The 23,646-nt window shown below is 63.8% G+C and carries 23 protein-coding genes; 16 read left to right on the top strand and 7 right to left on the bottom strand.

Annotated elements, in window-relative coordinates:
* Positions 1-181: 181 nt before the first annotated feature.
* On the bottom strand, positions 182-1,819 hold the full coding sequence (locus BUS12_RS29660) for a YifB family Mg chelatase-like AAA ATPase (RefSeq protein WP_074300917.1): 1,638 nt from the start codon (positions 1,817-1,819) through the stop codon (positions 182-184).
* 102 nt (positions 1,820-1,921) lie between these two features.
* A complete protein-coding gene (locus BUS12_RS29655) occupies positions 1,922-2,176 on the bottom strand; it encodes an accessory factor UbiK family protein (protein ID WP_074300916.1) in 255 nt (84 codons plus the stop codon).
* Between the two features lie 420 nt (positions 2,177-2,596).
* Between BUS12_RS29655 and BUS12_RS29650 the strand changes: the two genes are divergently transcribed.
* From BUS12_RS29650 to ptsP, 7 genes are all read left to right on the top strand, one after another.
* Positions 2,597-2,935, top strand: a complete 339-nt coding sequence (locus BUS12_RS29650; RefSeq protein WP_006048089.1) for a P-II family nitrogen regulator — start codon at positions 2,597-2,599, stop codon at positions 2,933-2,935.
* A 38-nt stretch (positions 2,936-2,973) separates the two neighbouring features.
* Complete coding sequence (locus BUS12_RS29645; protein WP_074300915.1) at positions 2,974-4,464, top strand: ammonium transporter; 1,491 nt, start codon at positions 2,974-2,976, stop codon at positions 4,462-4,464.
* A gap of 272 nt (positions 4,465-4,736) precedes the next feature.
* Positions 4,737-6,026: a glutamate--cysteine ligase gene (gene gshA / locus BUS12_RS29640; RefSeq protein WP_074300914.1), complete on the top strand. Its 1,290-nt coding sequence runs from the start codon at positions 4,737-4,739 to the stop codon at positions 6,024-6,026.
* 123 nt (positions 6,027-6,149) lie between these two features.
* Positions 6,150-7,106 carry a glutathione synthase gene (gene gshB / locus BUS12_RS29635; RefSeq protein ID WP_074300913.1) on the top strand — a complete coding sequence of 319 codons (957 nt, stop codon included), beginning with the start codon at positions 6,150-6,152 and terminating at the stop codon, positions 7,104-7,106.
* 294 nt (positions 7,107-7,400) lie between these two features.
* Positions 7,401-7,886, top strand: coding sequence for a PTS sugar transporter subunit IIA (locus BUS12_RS29630; RefSeq protein ID WP_074300912.1), 486 nt, complete (start codon positions 7,401-7,403; stop codon positions 7,884-7,886).
* Between the two features lie 106 nt (positions 7,887-7,992).
* Positions 7,993-8,262, top strand: coding sequence for an HPr family phosphocarrier protein (locus BUS12_RS29625; protein WP_074300911.1), 270 nt, complete (start codon positions 7,993-7,995; stop codon positions 8,260-8,262).
* Between the two features lie 199 nt (positions 8,263-8,461).
* Positions 8,462-10,213: a phosphoenolpyruvate--protein phosphotransferase gene (gene ptsP / locus BUS12_RS29620; protein ID WP_074301777.1), complete on the top strand. Its 1,752-nt coding sequence runs from the start codon at positions 8,462-8,464 to the stop codon at positions 10,211-10,213.
* A 52-nt stretch (positions 10,214-10,265) separates the two neighbouring features.
* Here ptsP and BUS12_RS29615 read toward each other — a convergent pair whose 3' ends face one another.
* The 3 genes from BUS12_RS29615 to gpmA form a co-directional block, all read right to left on the bottom strand.
* Positions 10,266-11,024, bottom strand: coding sequence for a HesA/MoeB/ThiF family protein (locus tag BUS12_RS29615; RefSeq protein WP_074300910.1), 759 nt, complete (start codon positions 11,022-11,024; stop codon positions 10,266-10,268).
* Positions 11,025-11,192: 168 nt separating this feature from the next.
* Positions 11,193-12,782, bottom strand: a complete 1,590-nt coding sequence (locus BUS12_RS29610; RefSeq protein ID WP_074300909.1) for a S41 family peptidase — start codon at positions 12,780-12,782, stop codon at positions 11,193-11,195.
* Positions 12,783-13,190: 408 nt separating this feature from the next.
* Positions 13,191-13,937, bottom strand: coding sequence for a 2,3-diphosphoglycerate-dependent phosphoglycerate mutase (gene gpmA / locus BUS12_RS29605; RefSeq protein WP_074300908.1), 747 nt, complete (start codon positions 13,935-13,937; stop codon positions 13,191-13,193).
* A gap of 138 nt (positions 13,938-14,075) precedes the next feature.
* Here gpmA and BUS12_RS29600 point away from each other — a divergent pair, with 138 nt between their 5' ends.
* The 5 genes from BUS12_RS29600 to BUS12_RS29580 all read left to right on the top strand — a co-directional run bounded on the left by BUS12_RS29600 (position 14,076) and on the right by BUS12_RS29580 (position 17,130).
* Entirely contained in the window at positions 14,076-14,501 is a 426-nt protein-coding gene (locus tag BUS12_RS29600) for a rhodanese-like domain-containing protein (protein ID WP_074300907.1), read from the top strand.
* Positions 14,498-14,758, top strand: coding sequence for a glutaredoxin 3 (gene grxC / locus BUS12_RS29595; RefSeq protein WP_074300906.1), 261 nt, complete (start codon positions 14,498-14,500; stop codon positions 14,756-14,758). Before BUS12_RS29600 ends, grxC begins: the two co-directional genes overlap by 4 nt.
* A 206-nt stretch (positions 14,759-14,964) precedes the next feature.
* Positions 14,965-15,435, top strand: a complete 471-nt coding sequence (secB, locus tag BUS12_RS29590) for a protein-export chaperone SecB (protein ID WP_074300905.1) — start codon at positions 14,965-14,967, stop codon at positions 15,433-15,435.
* A gap of 21 nt (positions 15,436-15,456) precedes the next feature.
* The gene (locus tag BUS12_RS29585; RefSeq protein ID WP_074300904.1) at positions 15,457-16,455 is read left to right on the top strand and encodes an NAD(P)H-dependent glycerol-3-phosphate dehydrogenase; all 999 of its coding nucleotides are present in this window, start codon (positions 15,457-15,459) and stop codon (positions 16,453-16,455) included.
* 114 nt (positions 16,456-16,569) lie between these two features.
* The gene (locus tag BUS12_RS29580; RefSeq protein WP_074300903.1) at positions 16,570-17,130 is read left to right on the top strand and encodes an O-acetyl-ADP-ribose deacetylase; all 561 of its coding nucleotides are present in this window, start codon (positions 16,570-16,572) and stop codon (positions 17,128-17,130) included.
* Here BUS12_RS29580 and trmL read toward each other — a convergent pair.
* Both trmL and BUS12_RS29570 read right to left on the bottom strand, forming a co-directional pair.
* On the bottom strand, positions 17,103-17,573 hold the full coding sequence (trmL, locus tag BUS12_RS29575; protein ID WP_074300902.1) for a tRNA (uridine(34)/cytosine(34)/5-carboxymethylaminomethyluridine(34)-2'-O)-methyltransferase TrmL: 471 nt from the start codon (positions 17,571-17,573) through the stop codon (positions 17,103-17,105). The genes BUS12_RS29580 and trmL overlap by 28 nt on opposite strands.
* A gap of 18 nt (positions 17,574-17,591) precedes the next feature.
* Positions 17,592-18,374, bottom strand: coding sequence for a ComF family protein (locus BUS12_RS29570; RefSeq protein WP_074300901.1), 783 nt, complete (start codon positions 18,372-18,374; stop codon positions 17,592-17,594).
* Positions 18,375-18,458: 84 nt separating this feature from the next.
* On the opposite strand from BUS12_RS29570, the gene BUS12_RS29565 reads away from it, so the two are divergent.
* The 4 genes from BUS12_RS29565 to ctaD all read left to right on the top strand — a co-directional run bounded on the left by BUS12_RS29565 (position 18,459) and on the right by ctaD (position 23,522).
* Complete coding sequence (locus tag BUS12_RS29565) at positions 18,459-19,421, top strand: methyltransferase domain-containing protein (protein ID WP_074300900.1); 963 nt, start codon at positions 18,459-18,461, stop codon at positions 19,419-19,421.
* 268 nt (positions 19,422-19,689) lie between these two features.
* Positions 19,690-20,163 (top strand): DUF2244 domain-containing protein, encoded by a 474-nt coding sequence (locus BUS12_RS29560; protein WP_074300899.1) that lies wholly within the window; start codon positions 19,690-19,692, stop codon positions 20,161-20,163.
* 67 nt (positions 20,164-20,230) lie between these two features.
* On the top strand, positions 20,231-21,862 hold the full coding sequence (gene coxB / locus BUS12_RS29555; RefSeq protein ID WP_074300898.1) for a cytochrome c oxidase subunit II: 1,632 nt from the start codon (positions 20,231-20,233) through the stop codon (positions 21,860-21,862).
* Positions 21,863-21,905: 43 nt separating this feature from the next.
* Positions 21,906-23,522, top strand: coding sequence for a cytochrome c oxidase subunit I (gene ctaD / locus BUS12_RS29550; RefSeq protein WP_074300897.1), 1,617 nt, complete (start codon positions 21,906-21,908; stop codon positions 23,520-23,522).
* Positions 23,523-23,646 lie beyond the last annotated feature (124 nt).

The raw sequence follows: 23,646 nt of genomic DNA, 5'->3' as shown, positions 1-23,646 counted from the left end.
ACGGCTGAAATGCCCGTCCGGCGGGCTTCCCGGAACTTTTCCCTGTTGCGGGGAAAATTTAAAAAGTCAATCAAATCAAGGCTTTCTCCGAAACGGTGTGTGCTTACCTTTCAATTGCCCTTAGGTTTGTCAGGAATGCTTTTATGTGCATAAGTCAAGTCTTGACAGCGATTTTTTTGCTTCATCCGACCGCGAACGCGCGACGGTACTGAACCGCTTCTGCGATCTGGTTGCCGGTCGGCACGTCGGCGCCGGCCAGGTCCGCGATGGACCGCGCCACCTTCAGCACGCGGTAATAGGCACGCGCCGACCAGCCGAAGCGATCGCCCGCTTCGCGCAGCAGCGCCTCGCCGGCCGCGTCGGGCCGGCAGACCTCGTCCACCTCGCGTCCGCTCAGTTCGCGATTGGTTTTCCCCTGCCGCGCCAGTTGACGCTTGCGCGCCGCACTCACCCGCTCGGCGATGGCTGCGCTCGGCTCGCCGATGGTGCTTGAGCGTGCGGATAGCTCGGCCGACGTCAGCGCGGGAATTTCGATCTGGATGTCGATCCGGTCGAGCAGCGGCCCCGACAGCTTGCGCAGGTAGCGCGCGGCGATTTCCGGCGTGCAGCGGCAGCGCCCGTTCGGGTCGCCGCGCCAGCCGCATGGACAGGGGTTCATCGCCGCGATCAGTTGGCAGGCCGCCGGGAAGTCCGCTTGCAGGGCCGCTCGCGAGATCGTGATGCGGCCGGCTTCGAGCGGTTCGCGCAGCGTCTCCAGCACGTGACGGTCGAACTCAGGGATTTCATCGAGAAACAGCACGCCCAGGTGCGCCAGGGTGATCTCGCCCGGCTGCGGCGGATTGCGCCCACCCACCAGCGCCGCCGCGCTGGAAGAGTGGTGCGGCGCGCGGAATGGCCGCTGCCGCCACTGCGTCGGCGAGAAGCCCGCCATGCTGGCGGACAGCAGCGCCGCCGAGGTCAGCGCTTCTTCGTCGGTCATGGGCGGGAGCAGGCTTGGCAGGCGCGCGGCCAGCATCGACTTGCCGGCGCCCGGCGGGCCCACCATCAGAACGTGATGACCGCCGGCGGCGGCGACTTCCAGCGCTCGTCGGGCGCCGCGCTGGCCGATCACGTCGGCCATGTCGGCGGTCGGCACGGCCGGTGTGGCGGCGAGCTCGGGTGCGGCGACCGGCGTAAGCCGCCCATCCGGCTCGCCGGCCAGATGGGCGCAGAGCGAGGGCAGGTCGGTTGCGCCGTAGACGTCCACGCCCGGCACCAGCGCGGCCTCCGCCGCGCTGGCCGCCGGCAGATAGAGTTCGGAGGCCCGCTGCGAGCGCTCGGCCGCGGCGGGCCGCAACATCGACAGCGTGACGTTCGGCCGGGAGTTCGCCGCCATCCCGGCCGCCGGATGCGTGCCTGCTTCGCCGCCCACCTGCGCCGCATGACTGCGCGCCGTCCCGCACGCCATCGCGAACGCGCCGCGCATGGGCCGTAGCGCGCCGGTCAGCGACAGCTCGCCGGCAAATTCCCGATGCATCAGCGACTCCACCGGGATCTGTCCGCTCGCGGCCAGGATGCCCAGGGCAATAGGCAGGTCGAAACGGCCGGATTCCTTCGGCAGGTCGGCGGGGGCGAGGTTGACGGTGATGCGGCGAACCGGAAAGTCGAAGCCGCAGTTCTGCAGTGCGGCCCGCACGCGTTCGCGGCTTTCGCGCACTTCGAGATCGGGGAGGCCCACGATCGAAAAAGAGGGTAATCCGTTGGCGAGGTGAACCTCGACCGTTACTTCGGGCGCGCGGCCAGAGGCCGGCGCGCGACTGCGCACCACGGCAAGCGACATGTTTTCTCCCGTCAGACGGCGCGCCGGCGGCGCGCGCGACTCCCTAATACGCTGATGACGTCACGGCTCGCTTGCCTGTGATGTGCAGCATCCAGAAATGCTTTAAGACGTGTGCGTCACCGGCAGCTTCTGCTCGAGTTCGGCAACGCGCCGCTCCAGTTCCTCGAGCCGGGCACGCGTGCGCACCAGGACCTGGGTCTGGGTATCGAATTCTTCGCGCGTAACCAGATCGAGCTTCGAGAAGCCCTGCGACAGCATGGCCTTGACGTTGCGTTCGACATCTTTGGCCGGCGAGTTCTTGAGCAGATCGCTCATGCGCGCCTGCAAATCGTTGAAGACGTCGTTCGGTTGTTTCATGGTGTTCCCCTTGGGTGCACAAAAAGTGTGCATATCTCATTACGTCTGTGCCCCGGATTATTCCATGAGCGATTCTGGTGCATGGTTGCCAGACCAGTTCCGCTGCATGAGCGCCTTTGGTGCGCGCTTTCGCATCCGAAGCCTGCGAACACTCTAGCAACGATCCAGGCGGCGCGCCACCGTCCCCCGACCACGTTAGCCATCCGGCCAGGGGGGGCGCGAGCGACTTTCGGGGACCGGTTCCATGGACTATGACACTCACATGGCATGCGAGTTGCTGTTACTGCCCGGCGCGCACCGCCGGGAGTTTTTTACCGGTGCTGCATCGAATGCGGTTTGAACACCAACCGCGGATCGACGCAACAGTTCAGGGGAAACAAAGGTTACGCAAACGGGTTACGCAACTACAGCGAGGATTTCATGAAACTGATTACCGCAATCATCAAGCCGTTCAAGCTCGATGAGGCGCGCGAGGCCTTGTCGGCAATCGGCGTCTCGGGAATCACCGTGACAGAAGTGAAGGGCTTTGGACGTCAGAAAGGCCACACCGAGCTGTACCGCGGCGCAGAGTACGTCGTCGATTTCCTGCCGAAAGTGAAGATCGAGGCCGCGGTCTCGGACGACATCGTCGATCAGGCCATCGAAGCGCTCGAACGTGCGGCACGCACCGGCAAGATTGGCGACGGCAAGATTTTCGTCACGCCGATCGAGCAAGTGATTCGGATTCGCACCGGGGAGACCGGGGCGGACGCCCTGTAATTAGAACGATAGCGACTAGCTACAAGAGGAAAACGAAGATGCGCAAATTATTGATGTCCTTGCTGATGGCCGGATCGCTGCTTGCGAGCGGTATCGGCGCCGCCCTCGCGGACGACGCTTCCGCACCCGCAGCCGCCTCGGCGCCTGCCGCCGACACGACAGCCAGCGCACCGGCTGCCGCAGCGTCGGCACCGGCAGCGGACGCTTCCGCACCGGCAACCGCCGCAGCCGCACCTGATGCATCGGCCGCATCTGCTGCCGCCGCAGCCGCACCGGCAGCGCCGACCGCGCCGTTCTCGGTCGACTCGTCGAAGATCAACTCCGGCGACACCGCCTGGATGCTGACCTCCACCGCGCTCGTGCTGTTCATGACGATCCCGGGTCTCGCACTGTTCTACGGCGGCATGGTCCGCAAGAAGAACGTGCTGGCGACGCTGATGCAAAGCTTCGCGATCACCTGCGTCGTGACGATCGTCTGGGTGGTGGTGGGCTACAGCATCGCCTTCACGCCTGGCGGCATGTTTATCGGTGGCTTCTCGCGCTTCTTCATGGCCGGGATGAACTATATCCACGGCGACAAGGCGACCACGCTGACGGTGAGCCACCTGGCTCCGACGATCCCGGAAACGGTCTACTGCGTGTATCAGATGACCTTCGCGATCATCACGCCGGCGCTGATCACGGGTGCGTTTGCCGACCGCATGAAGTTCTCGGCGATGCTGGTGTTCATGACGCTGTGGTCGATCATCGTCTACTCGCCGATCGCACACATGGTCTGGGAACCGACCGGCTGGCTGGCTAGCGCAGGCATCCTCGACTTCGCAGGCGGCACAGTGGTGCACATCAACGCCGGTATCGCCGGTCTCGTATGCTGCCTGGTGCTCGGCAAGCGTGTCGGCTACGGCAAGGAAGTCATGGCTCCGCATAACCTCACGCTGACGCTGATCGGTGGCGCGATGCTGTGGGTGGGCTGGTTCGGTTTCAACGCAGGTTCCGCAGTGGCAGCAGACGGCCGTGCCGGCTTCGCGATGTTCGCGACGCAAGTTGCAACGGCAGCCGCAGCACTCGCATGGATGTTTGCCGAGTGGATCGCCAAGGGCAAGCCGTCGGTACTCGGCATCGTGTCGGGCGCAGTGGCTGGTCTGGTGGCGATTACGCCGGCATCGGGCTTCGTCGGCATCGGCGGCTCGCTGGTGATCGGCATCGCAGCCGGCGTGATCTGCTTCTGGTCGGCTACGTGGCTCAAAGCCAAGCTCGGTTACGACGATTCGCTCGACGCGTTCGGCGTGCACTGCATCGGCGGTATCGTGGGTGCGCTGCTGACCGGTGTGTTCGCAGTCAAGGACATTGGCGGCGCGGACGGCAGCGTGATCCTGCAGGCCAAGGGCGTGCTGACGACGCTGGTGTACAGCGGCGTGGTCAGCTTCATCCTGCTGAAGGTCATCGACCTGGTGATGGGTATCCGCGTGACGGAAGAAGAGGAACGCGAAGGCCTGGACGTGAGCCTGCACGGCGAACACGTCGAATAAGGCTTCAAGGTTTCAACGTTTTAAGGTTGTACGAATCACGATCACGAATCAAGCGCAGCGACTTTGGCCCGCCTTCCGGCGGGCCTTTTTCTTGGTGGGCCCGGGCTGCTGTTTCCGGATGAATCGCGCTAAACTGGTTTGGAGGAGCCGTTCCGCCGGCTATGGCGCCGATAGCGAGAATGCATTCATGTCTGCTTGCGAATGGAGAAACCGTCCCCAAATGGACGAAGCGTTTGCTCTACAATCTTTTTTCTCCAGTCTGCGAGTGATCAATGGTTCCGCACCTAGTTACGGCGTTAAACGGCCCGCTGCTCGATCTCGAGCGGAAGATCCTCGACGCCACACCCGCCATCGAACGCTGGTTCCGTCTTGAATGGCAGGAACACACGCCGCCGTTCTATTGCTCTGTCGATCTGCGTAACGCGGGCTTCAAGCTCGCGCCGGTCGACACCAATCTGTTCCCCGGCGCGTTCAACAACCTGCCGCAGGAAGTGCTGCCGCTTGCCGTGCAGGCGGCGATGGCCTCGATCGAAAAAATCTGCCCGGACGCGAAGAACCTGCTGGTTATTCCGGAGCGTCACACACGCAACGCGTTTTATCTGGAGAATGTCGCGCGGCTGGCCACCATCATGCGCCAGGCGGGGCTGAACGTACGTTTCGGCACGCTCGACGAAAGCATCGTCGGGCCGGTCACCATTGCACTGTCGGACGGTCAGAAGATCGTCCTCGAGCCGCTTGAACGCACACCGCGCCGGCTCGGACTGAAGAACTTCGACCCGTGTTCGATTCTGCTGAACAATGATCTTTCCGGCGGCATTCCGCCGATCCTCGAAAATCTGCACGAGCAATACCTGCTGCCGCCGTTGCATGCCGCGTGGGCGGTACGGCGCAAATCGACCCACTTCTCCTGTTATGACGACGTCGCGAAGAAGTTTGCGAAGATGGTTGAGATCGATCCGTGGATGATCAATCCGTACTTCGCGCATGTCGAAGGCGTGGATTTCCAGGAGCGTACCGGCGAACAGGCGCTCGCCGATGCGATCGACGGCGTGCTGAAGAAGATTGCCAAGAAGTATCGCGAGTACGGCATCTCCGAGAAGCCGTATGTGGTCATCAAGTCGGATGCGGGCACTTATGGCATGGGCGTGATGACCGTGCACGACGCTTCCGAAGTCGCGGCGCTCACCAAGCGCGAACGCGCGAAGATGGCCGCCACCAAGGACGGCCTCGAGGTGCATGACGTGATCGTCCAGGAAGGCGTTTACACTTTCGAGCGCATCGGCGAGGAAGTGGCGGAGCCGGTCGTGTACATGATCGACCGCTACGTGGTGGGCGGTTTCTATCGCGTCCATGGCAGCCGCGAGCGCGACCAGAATCTGAATGCGCCGGGCATGCATTTCGTGCCGCTCGGCTTCGAGCACACGGCGTTGCCGGACGCGCATGCGAAGCCGGGCGCCGCGCCGCCGAACCGTTTCTATATGTATGGCGTGGTGGCGCGCCTCGGACTGCTGGCCGCGTCGGTCGAACTCGAAAAGACCGATCCGGAAGCCATCCAGGTCTGAATCCAGACCTCGCGTTTCACCGCGGCGCAGCAGAGCTGCGCCTGACCGACGGGCGGCGCGGAGCAGCACGCCGCTCTTGTTTAACGCACTATGCCAAGCCCATCAGGGCGCACCAGGACCCCCATGGACATTCTGTTTATCGCCGATCCGCTGGATCACTTCAAGATCTACAAGGATTCGACCTACGCGATGATGGCCGAGGCCGCCCGGCGCGGTCACACGCTCTACACCTGCGAGCCGAAACACCTGGCGTGGACGGGGGCGGATGTCGAGGCGAACGTGCAGCGCTTTGCGATTGTCGGCGATCAGTCGGACGGCCATCGCGAGACCTGGTACGCGGCCGATGCCGCTGCGCCGCGCTCGCTGAAAAGCTTCAGCGCGGTGGTGATGCGCAAAGACCCGCCGTTCGACATGGAATACGTGACGTCGACATGGCTGCTCGAGCTTGCAGAACGCGGCGGCGCCCGCATCTTCAATAAACCGCAGGCCATTCGCGATCACTCGGAAAAGCTTGCGATCGGCGAGTTTCCGGAGTTCGTGGCGCCCACGCTGGTGACACGCGACGCCGCACGGCTGCGCGCGTTTCACGCCGAGCATGGCGACGTGATCCTGAAGCCGCTCGACGGCATGGGCGGCATGGGGGTGTTTCGCGTCAAGGCCGACGGCATGAATCTCGGGTCGATCATCGAAATGCTGAGCCACGACGGCGCGCGTTCGGTGATGGCGCAGAAGTTCATCCCCGAGATCAAGGACGGCGACAAGCGCATCCTGCTGATCGGCGGCCAGCCGGTGCCGTTCGCGCTCGCGCGCATTCCGCAGGGCAATGAGGTGCGCGGCAACCTGGCGGCGGGCGGTCTGGGCGTGGCGCAGCCGCTCACCGAGCACGATCGCAAGATTGCCGGGACGCTTGGGCCTGTGCTGGCGGCGCGCGGCCTGCTGCTGGTGGGCCTCGATGCGATCGGCAACTACCTGACTGAGGTGAACGTGACGAGCCCGACGTGCTTCCGCGAAATCATGGATCAGACCGGCTTCGACGTTGCCGCGATGTTCATCGACGCGCTGGAGCATGCGGCTGGATAGTGAGCAGTGACGACGTTGAGCGAACAAGTGGCGGAAGCGCGAAAATGGGCCTGTTACAATGCCCGCTCTTCAGCGGTGCCGCGCTTGGGTTAGCATCGCCAGCAGGCGTGCGGGGCGTAGCCGCAGAGATGAAGCAGGCATGAAGCACGCACGCGTTGCCGGCCTCAACAGGCCGGGCGCGCGGGCGTCGAGAAACGCCGATCCGACCCTCATGACCATCGGCCGGTCGAGGGGATGACGGCCCGGTGCATACCGGGCCACGGTTCAGGGCCGTTTTTTTGCAGCAAGGCTGACATGGCAGGCATTCTGATCATTGCACACGCCCCTCTCGCCACGGCGCTCAGGGACTGTATCGCGCACGTCTACGGTGGCTTACCGGCCCGTATCGGCGTTATCGACGTGTCGCCGGATTGCGATCCCGCTGAGGTCGTCGCATTCGCGTACTCCGAGATCGAGCGGCTCAAGGAAGAGAACGGCGCACTCGTACTGACCGACATGTTTGGCGCGACGCCCTCGAACATCGCCGCGCGGCTCGCAACGCTACCTCAGGTGCGTGTGCTGGCGGGCGTGAATCTGCCGATGCTGCTGCGTGCGGTCTGCTACCGCGCCACGCCGCTCGACACGCTCGTCGACAAGGCGCTGTCCGGGGCGACGAAGGGTGTGCAGGCGATTGTTCCGGGTTCGTCCCCGCCGGCGTGCGCGCCAGTGATGGGCGATTGCGTGCCGGCCATGCCGCCCGAGACCGATCTCACCCACAAGCAGGGCTCGACGAGCCTTTAACGGTGTCCCACGGTTTCGCCAGGGCTTCGATCAGTCTTCGATCCGGTTTCAATACGGTTTCAGTTTCATCTTTCATAACATCATTACCCGCGCTTCGGACCATCACATGCTGCAACAGGAAACGACTATCGTGAACAAGCTGGGGCTGCACGCGCGCGCGTCGGCCAAACTGACGCAACTCGCGGGTAACTTCCAGGCGGAAATCTGGATGAGCCGCAATGGGCGGCGCATCAACGCGAAAAGCATCATGGGTGTGATGATGCTGGCCGCGGGTATCGGCAGCACAGTGCTGATCGAGACCGAAGGCTCCGACGAAAAGGAAGCGATGGACTCACTACTGAAACTCATCGCCGATAAATTCGGCGAGGGTCAGTAAAAGCGCCGCACACACCGGTTTGTCTGGGTCATCACGCCGCGGTCTACCGCGGCGTTTTTTTTAACCAGTCAGAATCATTTGTGTTGCGGCGCACACTGTCGAAGCGGGCGCTGAGCGGCTGCGGAATTTATAATGACTTGCAAGGTCTGAGAGCATTGCAGCGGTCTACCGCGGCATCACACAACTAGAGGAGGTGCGCGTGTCCTTCACGCTGCATGGAATTCCCGTGTCACGCGGTATTGCCATCGGGCGGGCCTATCTGATCGCCCCGGCTGCACTCGACGTCGACCACTATTTGATCGAACCTGCCCAGATCGAGGGTGAGGTCGAGCGTTTCCGCTCGGCCCAGCAACTCGTACATCAGGAGCTCGACGCATTGCGCGAAGATCTCGCGGCCGACGCGCCGAGCGAGATGGGCGCGTTCATCAACGTTCATTCAATGATCCTGAACGATGCGATGCTCGTCCAGGAAACCATCGACCTGATCCGCACGCGCCGCTATAACGTCGAGTGGGCGCTCACCGAGCAACTGGAGCGCCTGTCGCGCCACTTCGACGACATCGAAGACGAATATCTGCGCGAGCGCAAAGCCGATATCCAGCAGGTGGTCGAACGCGTGCTGAAGGCGCTGGCCGGCGCGTCGGCGGCGAGCCTTGTAGAGAGCGTGCACGGCACCTGCGACGAAATGATCGTGGTCGCGCACGACATCGCGCCCGCCGACATGATGCAGTTCAAGACGCAGACCTTCCAGGGCTTCGTCACGGATCTGGGGGGACGCACCTCGCATACGGCGATCGTCGCGCGCAGCCTCGGCATTCCGGCAGCGGTCGGCGTGCAGCACGCGAGCGCGTTGATCCGCCAGGACGATCTGATCATCGTCGACGGCGACCACGGCATTGTGATCGTCGATCCGGCGCCGATCGTGCTCGAGGAGTATTCGTACCGGCAAAGCGAGAAGGCGCTCGAGCAGCGCAAGCTGCAGCGCCTGAAATTCTCGCCTACGCAGACGCTGTGCGGCACGCGTATCGAGCTGTGCGCGAACATCGAATTGCCCGACGACGCCAAGGCGGCGGTGGATGCGGGCGCGACCGGCATTGGCCTGTTCCGCACGGAATTCCTGTTCATGAATCACAAGGATAAGCTGCCGGCGGAAGAGGAGCAGTTCGAAGCCTACAAGCGGGCCGTGGAGCTGATGAACGGGCTGCCGGTGACGATCCGCACCATCGACGTGGGCGCGGACAAGCCGCTCGATTCGATGAACAGCGGCGACGGCTACGAGACCGCGGCGAATCCCGCGCTGGGCTTGCGGGCGATCCGCTGGAGCCTGTCCGAGCCGCAGATGTTCCTGACGCAGTTGCGCGCCATCCTGCGCGCGTCGGCGTTCGGCACCGTGAAGATCCTGATTCCGATGCTCGCGCATGCGCAGGAGATCGATCAGACGCTCGACCTGATTCGCGAGGCCAAGCGGCAACTCGACGACGCAGGCCTTGCCTACGCGCCGAACGTGCAGGTCGGCGCGATGATCGAGATCCCGGCGGCGGCGATTGCGTTGCCGCTGTTTTTGAAGCGGCTCGATTTCCTGTCGATCGGCACCAACGATCTGATCCAGTACACGCTGGCGATCGACCGCGCCGACAACGCCGTCGCGCATCTGTACGATCCGCTGCATCCGGCGGTGCTGCACCTGATCGCCTTCACGCTGCGCGAGGCGAAGCGGGCGGGCGTGCCTGTGTCGGTGTGCGGTGAAATGGCGGGCGATCCGGCGCTGACGCGTCTGTTGCTCGGCATGGGGCTCACCGAGTTTTCCATGCATCCGAGCCAGTTGCTGGTCGTGAAGCAGGAGATCCTGCGCTCGCATGTGAAGACGCTGGAGAAGCCGGTGGCGGATGTGCTGGCGTCGTTCGAGCCCGAAGAGGTGCAGGCGGCCTTGAAGCGGGTGGCGCTGGTTTGAGTGGCGGCTCCCTCGCCGCGTGCGCGCGAGGGAACGTCCTCTTGCTTGAAACTTAACTACGATGCGCCGCGCCGCACACCGGGCAATCCGGCTGGCGCGCGACGCGCATCGTATTCCACTCCATGCGCAGCGAGTCGAGCATCATCAGGCGACCCACCAGCGGCGTGCCGATGCCGGCAATCACACGCAGTGCCTCGGCGGCCTGCATCGCGCCGATGATCCCCACGGTCGGCGCAAACACACCCATGGTCGAACAGGCCACTTCCTCGAACGGTTGATCTTCCGGAAACACGCACGCGTAGCAGGGCGACGTGGCGTCGCGGAAGTCGAACGTGCTGATCTGCCCGTCAAAGCGCAGCGCCGCACCTGACACAAGCGGCACGCGGTGCGCAAAGCACGCGCGGTTGATGGCGTGCCGTGTCGCGAAGTTATCCGTGCAATCGAGCACGACGGTCGCTTGCGGCACAGCCGCGTCGAGCCAGGCATCGTCGACGCGCTGCGCGACCGCATCCACCACCACCTCGGGATTGAGTTGCGCGATCGCGTCGCGACCGGATTCGACCTTGCTGCGACCCACCGACGCCGTCACGTGCAGGATCTGGCGCTGCAGGTTGGTGAGATCGACCGTGTCGGCGTCGACCAGCGTGAGCTTGCCGACCCCAGCCGCGGCCAGATACATCGCCGCCGGCGAGCCTAGTCCGCCGGCGCCGACGACGATTGCATGCGCATCGAGAAAACGCTGCTGAGCCTCGATGCCGAGTTCGTCGACGAGGATATGGCGGGAATAGCGGAGCAGTTGATCGTCGTTCATGGCGGGGCGCAGAGGTGAGTCGCGCGGTAACTGCAGACCGGCCAACCGTCTACGGGACAAGGTCAGGAATGGCCTGCTGCGCGAGTTTTCGTTCGGGTTATTTTAATCGCGCTGGGAAAAGACCTTCGCAGCGCGTGCTGCGAAGGTCCTTGAGGTGAGGCGTGCTGCTTAGTTGCTTTGCGAAGCCGGCACCGGCGCCGACGCCGGTTCTGCAGCCGATGCGCCCATGCCCGGAACCGGCGTGGTCGGCTTGACTGCCACCGGGGCCGAAGCGGATTGCTCCGGCTTGTTCTGCGCGAGACGGCGTTCGGAGAGCGACTTCGACTCCTGCACCGGCTTGCCTTCCAGCTTGTTCAGGCCTTGCTGCAGCATGAAGTCGTCGGCCGAGCCGAACTCGACCGGCTTACGGTCGCGGTCCTTCTGGCGTTGTTCCGGCGTCTTCTTGTCGTTCTGCTCTTCAAGCACCCGCAACTGGTCCATGCGGTCCTGCTCGCGCTGTTCCTGTTCTTTCTTCTCGTTCGGATCCTGCGTGTTCGCCAGGTGGTTCGAATAATCCACTTCGCGCGTCACGAGTGCGTCGTCCGGATCGCCGTCCGCGTATTGATCCACCGCGACATCCGGGCGAATGCCCTTGTTCTGGATCGAACGGCCGCTCGGCGTGTAGTAGTACGCCGTGGTCAGGCGCAGCGCGGTGTCGGCCGTCATCGGACGCACCGTTTGCACCGAGCCCTTGCCGAAGGTCGTCTTGCCGACGATCAGCGCACGATGCTGATCCTGCAGCGCACCGGCAACGATTTCCGACGCCGACGCCGAGTAGGCGTTGGTCAGCACGATCATCGGCACGGTCTTGAAGATCGGCGCTTCGTCCTTCAGCGGATCGCTGTCGAACGACGGCAGACGGTAGTTGTCGTAGGTGTCGCGATAGACCTGCTTCGAATCCGGGATCTGACCGTTAGTGGACACCACCACCGAATCCGGCGGCAGGAAGGCGCCCGCCACACCGACCGCGCTCTGCAACAGACCGCCACCGTTGTTACGCAGGTCGAGCACGAGACCCTTCAGGTTCGGCTGTTGACGCGCGATTTCCTGGAGCTTTTCAGCCAGATCGGGCGTGGTGCGTTCCTGGAAGCTGGTGATGCGGATGTACGCATAACCCGGCGCCAGAATCTTCATCTTCACGCTCTGCACCTTGATGATGGCGCGCGTGACCGTGAGCGGGAAGGTGCGGTCGTCGGTCTTGCGGAAGATGGTCAGCGTGACCTTGGTGCCCGGGTCGCCGCGCATTTGCTTCACGGCCTGGTCGAGCGTCATGCCGCGCACCGGCTTGTCGTTGATACGCGTGATCAGGTCGCCCGGCCGGATGCCGGCGCGGAACGCAGGCGTGTCTTCGATCGGCGAGATCACCTTGATCAGGCCGTCTTCCGACGAGATCTCAATACCGAGGCCCGCGAAGCGGCCCTTGGTCTGTTCCTGCAGTTCTTCGTAATCGGTCTTGTCGAGATACGACGAGTGCGGGTCGAGGCTCGACACCATGCCCTTGATAGCGGCCGTGAGGAGCTTCTTGTCGTCGACCGGTTCGACATATTCGTGCTTGATCTGTCCGAAAACTTCGGCAAAGAGTCGCAGCTGATCGAGCGGCAGCGGGGCGACCGCGCTGCTGGCGGGTTGCTGGGCCGAGGCGGAAAGTTGCAATGTTGCAAAAACGCCGGTAGCAAGGCCCGCGGCAATCAGGCCGATATTTTTCAGGTTCTTTCGCATAGAGTCTGTTGCGGTCGGAAGCGCGTGGCAGCGTCAAAGAGATGGGGACGGACAAGTATAACTGCACACCCGCTCAGGCAGTGCACAGCATAGTAATCGCAGTTCGACAGCGCGTGGCGTGCCAGGTTCTGGGGATTTGCGCTGGGGTGGAGAAGAAATGTGCGGTAACGGCGTGAATGGATGCTGTCCGGCCCCGGCAGCGAGCCTTGCGCTGCGCACCCCGGCCGCTTTGGGCCGGAGCACACGGCGTGTTTCCTGCAGTGTTGTATTGCGCTTTATGTGGCCAATGCCAAGGCAAGCAGGGCGGCCTGCGAGGCTTGTGCAAAGGCCAAAGAGCACCTTCGCGCAGGCCGCTCAGGAGCTCAAACGAGCGGCGCAGGCCCTTGCGCCATACGCCGCACGCCGGCCTTAGCCCGCCTTGCCTTGCTTCGCGACGGCCGCCTGGGCCTTCGCGATGGCTTCCTGGTCGCCCAGGTAGTAGTGCTTGATGGGCTTCAGGTTCTCGTCCAGTTCATACACGAGCGGCACGCCGTTCGGGATGTTCAGGCCGACGATGTCGTCGTCCGAGATATTGTCGAGGTACTTCACCAGCGCGCGGATCGAGTTGCCGTGCGCGGCGATCACCACCTTGCGGCCGGACTTGATGGCGGGCGCAATCGACTCGTTCCACATGGGCAGCACGCGCGCCACGGTATCCTTCAGGCACTCGGTGAGCGGCAACTGCTCGCGCGGCACCTTGGCGTAGCGCGGGTCGTTGTAGGCGGTGCGTTCGTCCGACGGGTCGAGCGCGGGCGGCGGCGTATCGTAGCTGCGGCGCCAGACCAGCACCTGCTCGTCGCCGAACTTCGCGGCGGTCTCCGCCTTGTTCAGGCCCGACAGCGCGCCGTAGTGGCGTTCGTTGAGGCGCCACGAATGGACCACCGGCAGGTACATCAGGTCCATCTGGTCCTGCACGTGCCACAGCGTGCGGATGGCGCGCTTCAGGACCGACGTGTAGGCGATGTCGAACGTGTAGCCCGATTCCTTCAGCAGCACGCCCGCCTGCTGCGCTTCACGATTGCCCTGCTCGGTCAGGTCGACGTCGACCCAGCCCGTGAAGCGGTTTTCCTTGTTCCACGTCGATTCGCCGTGGCGGATGAGAACGAGTTTGTACATAAGATGGCCGGTCGGTAGTAAGGAAGCGGTAAAGCGCGGCGGACACGGCCAAATGGGCCGTCGCCATCGCGTCAGTCGGTTATTTTATAATGGCAGGATTGCCTCATTCCGATTTCTCTCTTTTTCGGCGGATTTTCCGTGAAGTTCTTCACCGATTACACAAACCTTGTACTCATCGCGATCGTCCTCATCTCCGGTGGGTTGCTCCTGTGGCCGACCATCAGCCGCCGGGGCCGCGGCGGCCTGACCGCAGCCGCAGCCACCCAGCTGATCAACCGCCGCAACGCTGTAGTCATCGACCTGCGGCCGTCGGCGGAGTTCGCCAACGGTCATCTGCCCGCGGCCCGGCATCTTGAGTTTGCCGAGTTGCAGGCGAAGGTCGGTCAGCTCGTGAAGAACAAGAGCAACCCGGTGCTGCTGGTCTGCCAGACCGGCCAGCAGTCGAACAAGGCGGTACGCGTCGTGCAGGACGCGGGCTATGCCGAAGTCCATGTGCTCGAAGGCGGCCTGAACGCCTGGCAGCAAGCCGGCATGCCGGTTGTGAAACAAGGAGCAGCGAAGTGAACAAGGTAATCATGTACAGCACCCAGGTGTGTCCGTATTGCCAGATGGCCGAACGTCTTTTAAAGTCGCGCGGCGTCGAGAACGTCGAAAAGGTGCTGATCGACAAAGACCCGGCCCGGCGTGAAGAAATGATGAGCCGCACGGGTCGTCGCACGGTTCCTCAGGTGTTCATCGGCGAGACGCACGTGGGCGGCTATGATGACCTTTCCGCGCTTGATCGCGCGGGCGGCCTGATGCCGCTGCTCGAAGCAGCCTGAGCGTGCCTGCTGAAGAGGCAGCCTCGCGGCTGCCTTGCCGGCGGCCCGACGTTCGCTGAGGTTGCTCAGACGGCCGCGAGCAAGCAAAACAGTACCAAAACAAGCCGGTTCGTCGACGCCCGCGGTGGGCGGCGCGTATCGCACCGATCCGGCACGTCATGGAAGCATGGCGCGCCGAAATGACCATATTCAGGGAATACCCAATCATGTCCGACGAGAATAACCAGCCGTTCTTCAACATCCAGCGCATCTACCTGAAGGACATGTCGCTCGAGCAGCCGAATTCGCCGGCCATCTTCCTTGAACAGGAAATGCCGTCGGTCGAAGTGGAAGTCGACGTGAAGGCCGAGCGCCTCGCCGACACCGTGTTCGAAATCCTCGTCACCGGTACCGTGACGGCCAAGGTGTCGGACAAGGTGGCGTTCCTGATCGAAGCCAAGCAGGCTGGGATTTTCGACATCCGCAATATTCCGGCTGAGCAGATCGACCCGCTGGTCGGCATCGCGTGCCCGACGATCCTGTTCCCGTATCTGCGCTCGAACATCGCCGACGCGATCACGCGCGCCGGTTTCCCGCCGATCCACCTCGCCGAAATCAACTTCCAGGCCCTGTACGAGCAACGTCTCGCGCAGCTCGGCTCGCAAGACGGTGCGGCGCAGAACGGCGTCACGCACTAAGCGTCGCGCGCAGTGCCGGGTATGAAAGTCGCCGTTCTCGGCGCTGGTGCATGGGGCACCGCTCTCGCGGGCCATCTGGCTGTGCGGCACGATACGGTGCTGTGGGCGCGTGAACCGGCGCTGGTCGCCGAGCTTGCAGCCGCGCAGGAAAACGCCCGCTATCTGGCGGGCGTTGCTTTGCCGGCCGGGCTTCGCTACGAAGCGGATCTTGGCACGGCGCTCAGTCATGGACTCGCGGACGACGCGCTATGCGTCGTCGCCACGCCGGTGGCGGGCCTGCGCGGCTTGTTTCGGGCAATGCGCGACGCCGGCAAGGTGCCGGCTCACGTGGTCTGGCTCTGCAAGGGCTTCGAAGCGGATACGCAGTTGCTGCCGCATCAGGTGGTCGCCGCCGAGCTGGCCGGTCACGCCAGCAATGGCGTGCTGTCGGGCCCCAGTTTTGCACGCGAAGTGGGGCAGGGCTTGCCGGTTGCGCTGACTATCGCCAGTGCCTCGGCGGCTTGCCGCGAGCGGACCGTGGCGGCGTTTCATCACGGCGCCATGCGCATCTATACGGGCGACGACCTCGTCGGCGTGGAGGTGGGCGGTGCGGTGAAGAACGTGCTGGCCATCGCCACGGGCATTGCCGACGGGCTCGGGCTTGGGCTTAATGCACGCGCCGCGCTGATCACGCGCGGTCTTGCCGAAATGTCGCGCCTTGGCGTGACGCTTGGCGGCCGGGCAGAAACGTTTACCGGGCTCACCGGCCTCGGCGACCTGATTCTGACGGCCACCGGCGACCTGTCGCGCAATCGGACCGTGGGTCTGCAACTGGCTTCGGGACGCACCCTGGACGACATCCTCGGCGGCCTCGGTCATGTGGCAGAAGGCGTGCGTTGTGCGCAAGCCGTGCTGGCGATCGCACGGGCTCACTCGATCGAGATGCCGATCACTCAGGCGGTCTGCGCGGTGCTGTTCGACGGTGTCGCTGCACGCGATGCCGTTAGCGCGCTGTTGCGGCGCGACGCCAAAGCCGAATAAGGCATTCGTTCAGCGCGAGACGGGCGCGGTTTCGAGCGCCGGTCTGCTCCGCTGAACGCTTGCCTTCCCTTCGCTGTCCACGTCTTATCGACGTTTCGGATGGCGAGGTTCCCCATGCTCACATCAGGTCATTGTTCGCTCGAGGCGCGCGTCGTCGACATCACGACGCTGGCCTTCGACGCGATCGTCAACGCGGCGAATACCTCGCTGCTGGGCGGCGGGGGCGTAGACGGTGCGATCCATCGCGCGGCGGGGCGTGCGCTGTTACGCGAGTGCGAGACGCTCGGCGGCTGCGCCACGGGCGACGCAAAAATCACCGCCGGCTATCAGTTGCCGGCCAAACACGTCATCCATGCAGTGGGTCCGGTCTGGCACGGCGGCGGCCGAGGCGAGGCCGAACTGCTGGGGTCGTGCTACCGGCGCTCGCTCGAACTCGCGGGCGAGGCGCACTGCAAGAGCATTGCGTTTCCCGCCATCAGTTGCGGCGTCTACCGTTTTCCTGCGGATGACGCGGTACGGATTGCGCTCGACGCGGTGCTAGAGACATTGCCGCGCGTGCCGTCCATCGAGCGCGTGCTGTTCGCCTGCTTCGACGACGCGATGTTCGCGCGCTATCAGACTCAACTCGCCGCGCTGGCCGGGCGCCGTCAGGCGCCGCCTTCGAAGCCGGCTTGACGCCACGCCTCGAACACCACCACCGCGACCGTGTTCGACAGATTCAGGCTGCGGTTGCCGGGGCGCATCGGCAGGCGCACCCGCTGTTCAGCGGCGAACTGTTCCAGCACGCCAGCGGGCAGGCCGCGCGTCTCCGCGCCGAACACGAACCAGTCGCCAGGCAGGAACGCATGCGAGTGGAATGCGCCGGAGCCGCGCGTGGTGAACGCGAACATGCGCGCCGGATCAGGCGATTCGCTGGCCACGAACGCCGCCCAATCGGCATGCACATGCATCTGGGCGTACTCGTGATAGTCGAGCCCGGCGCGCCGCATCTTGGCATCGTCGAGCGGGAAGCCGAGCGGTTCGATCAGATGCAGGCTGGCGCCGGTATTGGCGCACAGGCGGATGACGTTGCCGGTGTTCGGCGGAATTTCGGGTTCGACGAGAACGACGTTAAACATGATATGAGCCAGTGGAAACTAGTTTTTCGGCGTGCGCAGGGCGACGAAGTTGGTCACGCGCCGGGCGCCGGCCGCCTTCAGCGCATGCGCGAGCGCTTCGAGGGTGGCGCCGGTGGTCATCACATCGTCGACGACGGCCACATGCAGGCCATGCACCGGCGCGTTGACCCGGAACGCCCGGCCGACGTTCTGGCGGCGCGCATCCAGATCGAGCCGCGACTGCGGCGCCGTCTCGATCACCCGCGCGAGCAGCGTGGCGTCGCTGCGCACTCGCAGCGCGCGGCCAAGCGGCTTCGCAATCTGCCATGCCTGGTTGTAACCGCGTTCGACGAGGCGCTTCGCCGCCAGCGGTACGGGCGCGATCACGTCGGGCCAGTGCGATGCGTCGAGCATATCGTCTGCGAGGCGGGCGAGCCGCTGCGCGAACTCGTCGGCCAGCATCAGCCGGGCGCGAAATTTCAGGCCCACAGCGAGTGTGTCGAGCGGCGCGCGGTAGTCGGCCAGGGCCAGCGTGGCCTCGAACGGCGGCGGCGTAGCAACGCAATCCGCACAGCGATAGCCCGCGCGCAGATCACGGCGCGAACGGGATAACGGCACCGCGCAAACTGTGCAGCGCAGACGCGTTTCATTCGCATAAGCCTCGTCGCACCCCCTGCACAGCGTGCTCTGCGACAAATTGCCGCATAACGCGCAGAGGTTCGGCAGGGCGGCGTGAGCGAGGCGCGGCCATGACGAACCGAGCCGGGTTGCAAACTCTGCAAGCCGGCCGCAAGGTGAAGAACGAGATGCCGGAAATCGCATCGGTGGGCCGCCCGCGAAGGCCTCCTGCGCTGAATGGAGGGGAGCGAGCGAGTATACTTCGAGCTCTTCGTCCGTGTGTCTCCCATGTCCCCATCTCCCGCAAAAACTAGCCGTCCGGCCTATGATTCCCGGCGCCTTCAGCGGATTTTCGACCGCCGCGCCGCGACCTTCGACGAGGTTGCATTCCTGCCGCGCGAGATCGCCCAGCGCATGCGCGAGCGCCTCGACTACATCAAGGTCAACCCGGCCAGCGTCCTCGACGCGGGTTGCGGCGCGGGCGACGACCTGCCGGGCCTGCGCGAGCGCTTTCCGCAGGCGCCCGTGTTCGGCACCGACCTTTCGCAGGCGATGCTCGGCCGCGCGCTGCGGCACGACGCCGGCGACACGAGCTGGCGGCGCTTTCTGCCGGCGTCGATCGGCAAGGCGCTGGGCGCGCGCGGTCCGCGCTTCGCCCAGGCCGATTTCTCGGCCTTGCCGTTTGCGGCCGGCGCATTCGAATTCATCTGGTCGAACCTCGCCTTGCACTGGCACTCGCGGCCCGATCTGGTGTTTCCAGAGTGGCAGCGCGTGCTCAAGGTAGGAGGTCTACTGATGTTCAGCACGCTCGGTCCCGATACACTGAAGGAGTTGCGCGGCGCTTATGCCGAAGTGGAGGCCGCGCACGGGGTGCCGTCCGCCAGGCATGTGATCGATTTTGTCGACATGCACGATCTGGGCGATATGCTGGTGGAGAGCGGCTTTGAAATCCCGGTGATGGACCAGGAGACGATCACGATCACCTACAAGTCGCCGCAGTCCCTGCTTGCGGATGTGCGCCGCTGGGGCGCTTACCCGTTCCAGCGCGAGTCGGACAACCCGGCCGCACGGCGTCTGCACAAGGCGCTGCTCGGGGCGTTGGAAGCGCGCCGCCGTGCCGACGGCACGCTTCCTTTGACCTTCGAGGTGATCTACGGACATGCCTGGAAAGCGGTGCCGCGCATGACCGCGGAAGGACACGGAATCGTGCGTCTCGAAGACATTGGACGCGGCCCGTCGAAGAATCGTTGAGGCGGAAAGAGGGCATCTGTTATGCCTGAAATTACGGGGGCAAAAGTGCCTCCCGAGGCGCGTCAAAATGGCGCAGAGGCTTGTCAGGCCTGGCTTCCAGGCCGATAGGCCGTTGCTTGTGGATGCCATTGAACGCGCCTATAATGCGTCAGTTTGTCGCTCGGAGTTCCCACTTCCGCGGCGGCAGGCCCGAGGGGCTGGACAGCAGGGCAGGGCGGCACGAACTGAGTAACAGGCAAGGTTAAGAGGCAACTCGCAGGAGACAGCGATGGCGTCATCTGATCTGCTGGCGGAGTCGGAACCGGTCCTCAAGGACTGGACGATGAAACGCAACTGTTCGGTGTCCCCTAAGCAGTTTGTATGCTTCTATCTGTCGCTTGCGGTGGTCTCGCTGGTAATCGCTTTCATGCTGGATCTGATCGGCGCCTGGCTGGTGTTGCCGTTCACTGGCATCGAGTTGCTGGCGGTCGGTATCGCTTTTGCAATATACGCGCGTCATGCTGTGGACTACGAACGCATCAGGCTGTTTCCGAACCGGCTCGTGATCGAACGGGTTAGTGCGGAGCAAGTCACGCAGTTCGAATTCAATCCACGCTGGGTGCAGATTGAGCCGGGCGCAACGCCGCGTGACCACATCAAACTGGTCTCGCGTGGCCAGACGATCATGATCGGGCAACACCTCGCGCAGTATCGGCGCGCGCAATTTGCAGGCGAATTGCGCATGTGGCTCAGGCGTTGTTAAGACGCCTTGAGGCTCGCGCCGTTCAGGGGGCGCGCGAGACAGCCTTCCAGCGGGGTCGAGGGTTTGAATGGAAAATTTGGGTAAGGAAGCTATGAAAACAATCAAGCGAGCCCTCATGGGCGGGCTGGCGCTTACCGGGCTGCTCTTTGCCGGCGCTGCGCTGGCAGTAGGCGACAGTCCGGGCGGCCCCGCCGTCAACGAGATCAACCTCCAGCCGCCTGCAACCGCTATCGCTGAGGAGCTCTATCACCTGCACACCTTCATGTTGATCCTCTGTACGGTGATCTTCGTGGGCGTGTTCGGCGTGATGTTCTATTCGGTCTTCGCTCACCGCAAGTCGAAAGGCCACAAAGCCTCCCATTTCCACGAAAGCACCACCGTCGAAATTATCTGGACGATCGTCCCATTCATCATCGTCGTGCTGATGGCGCTCCCCGCCACCAGAACGGTCGTGGCGATGAAGGACACCACGAACTCCGATCTCACCATCAAGGTGACCGGCTATCAGTGGAAGTGGGGCTATGACTACGTGAAGGGTCCGGGCGAAGGCATCAGCTTCCTGTCCACCCTCAGCACGCCGCGCGCCGAAACCGACGGCCAGCAGCCCATCTCCGATACGTATCTGCAGGAAGTCGACAACCCGCTCGTGGTGCCGGTCGACAAGAAGATCCGCATCATCACCACCGCTAACGACGTGGTCCACTCCTGGTACGTGCCGGCCTTCGGCGTGAAGCAGGATGCGATTCCGGGCTTCGTGCGCGACACGTGGTTCAAGGCCGACAAGACCGGCACCTTCCGCGGCTTCTGTACCGAACTGTGCGGCAAGGAACACGCCTTCATGCCGGTTGTGGTCGAAGTGCTTTCGGCTGACGACTATGCAAAGTGGGTCGACGACCAGAAGAAGAAAATGGCCGCCGGCGCTGACGATCCGAACAAGACCTACACCATGGCCGAGTTGATGGAGCGCGGCGGCAAGGTCTACGCGTCGAACTGCGCGGTCTGCCACCAGCCCACCGGCAAGGGTGCAGGCGCGTTCCCGGCGCTCGACGGCAGCAAGATCGCCAACGGCCCGATCGCGCAACACGTGAGCATCGTGCTGAAGGGCAAGAACGTGATGCCGTCGTGGGCGCCCACCCTGAACGACGTCGAAATCGCGTCTGTTATCACCTTCGAGCGCAACTCGTGGGGCAACCACACGGGCGACATTCTCCAGCCGAAGCAGGTGGCGGACGCTCGCAACGGCAAGCTGCCGGAAGGCGGCGACCACCTTGCGGACGCAGCGGCAGGCGCGAGCGGCGCCGCCGCGCCCTCCGACTCAGGCGCCGCCAGCGGTGCGGCCCCGGCCGCCGGCGGTTCGGACAGCGCGGCGTCGCAACCGCAAGCCGCATTGCCGGCCAACGTCTACTTCGAAACCGGCAAGAGCACGCTGCCGGACGACGCGAAGGCCGCGGTCGACGCGGCTGCGGACTACGCCAAGGCGCATCCCGATGCGAAGTTCACGCTGTCGGGTTTTACTGATGCAACCGGCTCGGCCGAGGTCAACGCGAAGCTGGCCAAGAGCCGCGCGGAAGCCGTGCGCGATGCGCTGAAGGCGGCCGGCATTGCCGAAGACCATATTATTTTGAAGAAACCGGAAACGGTCACCGGCGGTAGCGACGCCAAAGAAGCCCGGCGAGTCCAGATCAGCCCGGCTGCCTGACGTGTTCATGTCAGTACCGCAGAATTAGCTTTAGGAGATTGTCATGTCTAGCGTTGGACACGATGTAGTTGCGGGCCACGAGCACGTCCATGGCGACCCCCATGCGCATGGGACGCCGCATGGCTGGCGTCGCTGGCTGTATGCCACGAACCACAAGGATATCGGTACGCTGTACCTGATCTTCTCGTTCACCATGTTCCTGTCCGGGGGCGTGATGGCGCTGTTGATCCGTGCCGAACTGTTCGAGCCGGGCCTGCAGATCATGCGCCCCGAGTTCTTCAACCAGTTGACCACGATGCACGGCCTGATCATGGTGTTCGGTGCGATCATGCCGGCCTTCGTCGGCTTCGCGAACTGGATGGTGCCGCTGCAGATCGGCGCGTCGGACATGGCCTTCGCCCGCATGAACAACTTCAGCTTCTGGCTGCTGCCGGTGGCGGCGGTGCTGCTGGTGGGTTCGTTCTTCGCGCCGGGCGGGGCAACCGCTGCGGGCTGGACGCTGTACGCGCCGCTCTCCACGCAGATGGGACCGGGCATGGACTTCGCGATTTTCGCGGTCCACTTGATGGGCGCCTCGTCGATCATGGGCGGGATCAACATCGTCGTGACGATCCTGAACATGCGCGCGCCGGGCCTGACGCTGATGAAGATGCCGATGTTCGTCTGGACGTGGCTCATCACCGCTTACCTGCTGATTGCCGTGATGCCGGTTCTGGCCGGTGCGATCACCATGCTGCTGTTCGACCGCCACTTCGGCACCTCGTTCTTCAACGCAGCGGGCGGCGGCGACCCGGTGATGTACCAGCACATCTTCTGGTTCTTCGGGCACCCCGAGGTCTACATCATGATCTTGCCGGCGTTCGGGATCGTCTCGCAGGTGATTCCGGCGTTCTCGCGCAAGCCGCTGTTCGGCTATAGCTCGATGGTGTACGCCACGTCGTCGATCGCGATCCTGTCGTTCATGGTCTGGGCGCACCACATGTTCGCCACCGGCATGCCGGTGACGGGCCAGCTGTTCTTCATGTACGCCACCATGCTGATTGCCGTGCCGACCGGCGTGAAGGTGTTCAACTGGGTGGCCACGATGTGGCGCGGTTCGCTGACCTTCGAAACGCCGATGCTGTTCGCGGTGGGCTTCCTGTTCGTGTTCACGTTCGGCGGTCTGACGGGCCTGATGCTCGCCATGGCGCCGCTCGACATCCAGTATCACGGCACCTACTTCGTGGTGGCGCACTTCCACTACGTGCTGGTGGCGGGCTCGCTGTTCGGGCTCTTCTCCGGCTGGTACTACTGGTCGCCGAAGTGGACCGGCTGGATGTACAACGAGACGCGCGGCAAGATCCACTTCTGGGCCTCGATGATCTTCTTTAACCTCGCCTTCCTGCCGATGCACTTCGTGGGTCTCGCAGGCATGCCGCGTCGTTACGCAGACTACCCGGCGCAGTTCACCGACTGGAACCAGGTCATCACCATCGGCGCGTTCGGCTTCGGCCTCGCTCAGGTGTACTTCCTGTTTGCGGTTGCCCTGCCGGCTTACCGCGGCGGTGGCGAACTCGAGAAGGCGAGCGACAAGCCGTGGGATGGCGCGACGGGCCTCGAATGGACCGTGCCGAGCCCGGCTCCGTTTCACACGTTCGAAAACCCGCCGACGGTCGAGTAAGCGTGGTTGTATCGCGATAGGCCTGGTCCTGGCGCAAGCCGGACCGGGTGCAACGAAGGCGTAGCGCCGCGAAGTCTTAAAGTGGCAGAGCGACGCTCCATTGGTGAAGTACCGAGAAACTCCA

The organism is Paraburkholderia phenazinium (assembly GCF_900142845.1).
GTDB lineage: Bacteria > Pseudomonadota > Gammaproteobacteria > Burkholderiales > Burkholderiaceae > Paraburkholderia > Paraburkholderia phenazinium_A.
The sequence above is the reverse complement of the archived record's forward strand: the minus strand, read 5'-3'. Positions and strand labels throughout refer to the sequence as shown.

Bases quoted from the DNA above. Each gene is read 5' to 3' on its own strand.
- BUS12_RS29660 (WP_074300917.1), bottom strand. From the start codon at position 1,819: ATGTCGCTTGCCGTGGTGCGCAGTCGCGCGCCGGCCTCTGGCCGCGCG.
- BUS12_RS29655 (WP_074300916.1), bottom strand. From the start codon at position 2,176: ATGAAACAACCGAACGACGTCTTCAACGATTTGCAGGCGCGCATGAGC.
- BUS12_RS29650 (WP_006048089.1), top strand. From the start codon at position 2,597: ATGAAACTGATTACCGCAATCATCAAGCCGTTCAAGCTCGATGAGGCG.
- BUS12_RS29645 (WP_074300915.1), top strand. From the start codon at position 2,974: ATGCGCAAATTATTGATGTCCTTGCTGATGGCCGGATCGCTGCTTGCG.
- gshA (WP_074300914.1), top strand. From the start codon at position 4,737: ATGGTTCCGCACCTAGTTACGGCGTTAAACGGCCCGCTGCTCGATCTC.
- gshB (WP_074300913.1), top strand. From the start codon at position 6,150: ATGGACATTCTGTTTATCGCCGATCCGCTGGATCACTTCAAGATCTAC.
- BUS12_RS29630 (WP_074300912.1), top strand. From the start codon at position 7,401: ATGGCAGGCATTCTGATCATTGCACACGCCCCTCTCGCCACGGCGCTC.
- BUS12_RS29625 (WP_074300911.1), top strand. From the start codon at position 7,993: ATGCTGCAACAGGAAACGACTATCGTGAACAAGCTGGGGCTGCACGCG.
- BUS12_RS29615 (WP_074300910.1), bottom strand. From the start codon at position 11,024: ATGAACGACGATCAACTGCTCCGCTATTCCCGCCATATCCTCGTCGAC.
- BUS12_RS29610 (WP_074300909.1), bottom strand. From the start codon at position 12,782: ATGCGAAAGAACCTGAAAAATATCGGCCTGATTGCCGCGGGCCTTGCT.
- gpmA (WP_074300908.1), bottom strand. From the start codon at position 13,937: ATGTACAAACTCGTTCTCATCCGCCACGGCGAATCGACGTGGAACAAG.
- secB (WP_074300905.1), top strand. From the start codon at position 14,965: ATGTCCGACGAGAATAACCAGCCGTTCTTCAACATCCAGCGCATCTAC.
- BUS12_RS29585 (WP_074300904.1), top strand. From the start codon at position 15,457: ATGAAAGTCGCCGTTCTCGGCGCTGGTGCATGGGGCACCGCTCTCGCG.
- BUS12_RS29580 (WP_074300903.1), top strand. From the start codon at position 16,570: ATGCTCACATCAGGTCATTGTTCGCTCGAGGCGCGCGTCGTCGACATC.
- trmL (WP_074300902.1), bottom strand. From the start codon at position 17,573: ATGTTTAACGTCGTTCTCGTCGAACCCGAAATTCCGCCGAACACCGGC.
- BUS12_RS29570 (WP_074300901.1), bottom strand. From the start codon at position 18,374: ATGCGATTTCCGGCATCTCGTTCTTCACCTTGCGGCCGGCTTGCAGAG.
- BUS12_RS29565 (WP_074300900.1), top strand. From the start codon at position 18,459: ATGTCCCCATCTCCCGCAAAAACTAGCCGTCCGGCCTATGATTCCCGG.
- BUS12_RS29560 (WP_074300899.1), top strand. From the start codon at position 19,690: ATGGCGTCATCTGATCTGCTGGCGGAGTCGGAACCGGTCCTCAAGGAC.
- coxB (WP_074300898.1), top strand. From the start codon at position 20,231: ATGGAAAATTTGGGTAAGGAAGCTATGAAAACAATCAAGCGAGCCCTC.
- ctaD (WP_074300897.1), top strand. From the start codon at position 21,906: ATGTCTAGCGTTGGACACGATGTAGTTGCGGGCCACGAGCACGTCCAT.